Genomic DNA, 1,470 nt, shown 5'->3' on the forward strand with positions numbered 1-1,470 from the left:
GACATAGGGATCGTCGTCGGGAGCATCAAGCGTTGGACGGACATCAAATGCGTTCATGTCCGGACAGCCTTCAGAAAGAAGGGATAGAGGCTTCCGTCGGCTCGGGAACGCTCAGTGTCGGTAGCGGCGCCCACATGTTCGAAAAGCGTGATCATTGATGAGTTCTTCCAGTCGGTGCGGCATCGCAGTGCTTTTGCGCATAGGGCCGCAACCTTCGTGCCAACTGGGAAAATCGTTTCGGAACAATGCGATCGCTCTGGAAGCGTTGTGTCACATGTCCGACATCGTCGAGAATCCGACAACGAGTGCTCCTCCTAATCACCGGATCAACCTCCGGCGCCAGTCGTGGACACTGTGCAGAACTCGAGAAGTGAAGCTCATTGGAGTGAACCTGGTTGACGCCCAACATCTTCGCTCTGGAGCGCTTCACGCACACGGATTCATGGCAGACACCATGATGCGATCGATGCTGTTAGAGACCAAGCTGGCTGCGCCTGTGAGTTTCAGCCGCCAGCTGGAAGCAGCGGAGTTCTGAGGAGAAGGGTGGGGGGCCCAAGCCCTGCCGCAATCTTGGCCTGCACCGTCCCCTTGATTGTTGTGGGTCAACGTCTGCCTGCCCGCTGAATTTGGCACGCCTTACACCTACGTCACGACCAAGACCTTCCTGTTGCACTTCGGCCTCGACACACTGCGGGATTTGCCCGATTTCGAGGCGATTGAGGTTGCCGCGCTGCTCAGCAAGGAGAAGCTGCTGGCGGGCGATACTCCCATCGGGCTGGTGAGTGGTGGAGGAGGTGAGGAGCGACACTCCAAGGCCAGGACGGGCTAGCGCAGCAGATACATGGAAGTAATCGCTTGATATGAGCGGTTGAGAGTCGAATCAGGGAACTATGCGATCACTATCGATAAGAGGTGGCAATATCGATCGTGATTGTATCGGGCCACTCTACGGCGAAGGAGGCGGCAACTTGTGTCTCCGACCCGAAACGATTACCTTGCGGCCATTATGAGCAAGCATTTGGCATCCGTCTTGACGACGTGAACGCGCCCTGCAGCGTACAGCTGGACGACGCGGCGCTGGCCGATTGCTTTGCGGATCTCGATTTGGCCAAGCAGCATCCCGCTCATGTCAGCGCCTTTCTCGGCGAGGTCCCTCTCGCCCAGCAAGTCGAGTTCGCAACCGCGCACCACATTCGCGGTCGACGAGATGAAGGCTTTTGCCGCCAAGTTCTCTGCCTGGTCCGGCGAAAGCTATCCGCTCGCCGCATAATGGCTGGACATGATAGCCGACGCCCGTCCCGAATGGCGGCGGCTTTTTCGTATTATATCGACCTGATCGACAAGATGCGGCGGAACAGGGGTCCACGTGCGATGCGGCCAAAGCGGATCCAGCTCTCGAGCGCGACTACGGGGTAGGTGTGGTCGCTGGAGCCGCGGCCGACCTCGACCTCGCGCCAGCCGGTCTTGCCG

General features: G+C 58.7%; 2 protein-coding genes and 2 pseudogenes. 2 read left to right on the forward strand and 2 right to left on the reverse strand.

Annotated features, from left to right (window positions below):
* The first annotated feature begins 274 nt into the window (after positions 1-274).
* Both EN969_RS30850 and EN969_RS30855 read left to right on the forward strand, forming a co-directional pair.
* A complete protein-coding gene (locus EN969_RS30850; protein WP_095769041.1) occupies positions 275-535 on the forward strand; it encodes a hypothetical protein in 261 nt (86 codons plus the stop codon).
* 93 nt (positions 536-628) lie between these two features.
* Positions 629-829, forward strand: a pseudogene (locus EN969_RS30855) (SMC-Scp complex subunit ScpB); the annotation flags it as partial.
* Positions 830-990: 161 nt separating this feature from the next.
* Here EN969_RS30855 and EN969_RS35435 read toward each other — a convergent pair.
* Together EN969_RS35435 and EN969_RS36375 are read right to left on the reverse strand one after the other, a co-directional pair.
* Positions 991-1,227 (reverse strand): hypothetical protein, encoded by a 237-nt coding sequence (locus tag EN969_RS35435; RefSeq protein ID WP_063169293.1) that lies wholly within the window; start codon positions 1,225-1,227, stop codon positions 991-993.
* 116 nt (positions 1,228-1,343) lie between these two features.
* Positions 1,344-1,470 (reverse strand): annotated as a pseudogene (locus tag EN969_RS36375) (integrase); the annotation flags it as partial.

The organism is Mesorhizobium sp. M7A.F.Ca.CA.003.01.2.1 (assembly GCF_003998945.1).
GTDB lineage: Bacteria > Pseudomonadota > Alphaproteobacteria > Rhizobiales > Rhizobiaceae > Mesorhizobium > Mesorhizobium ciceri.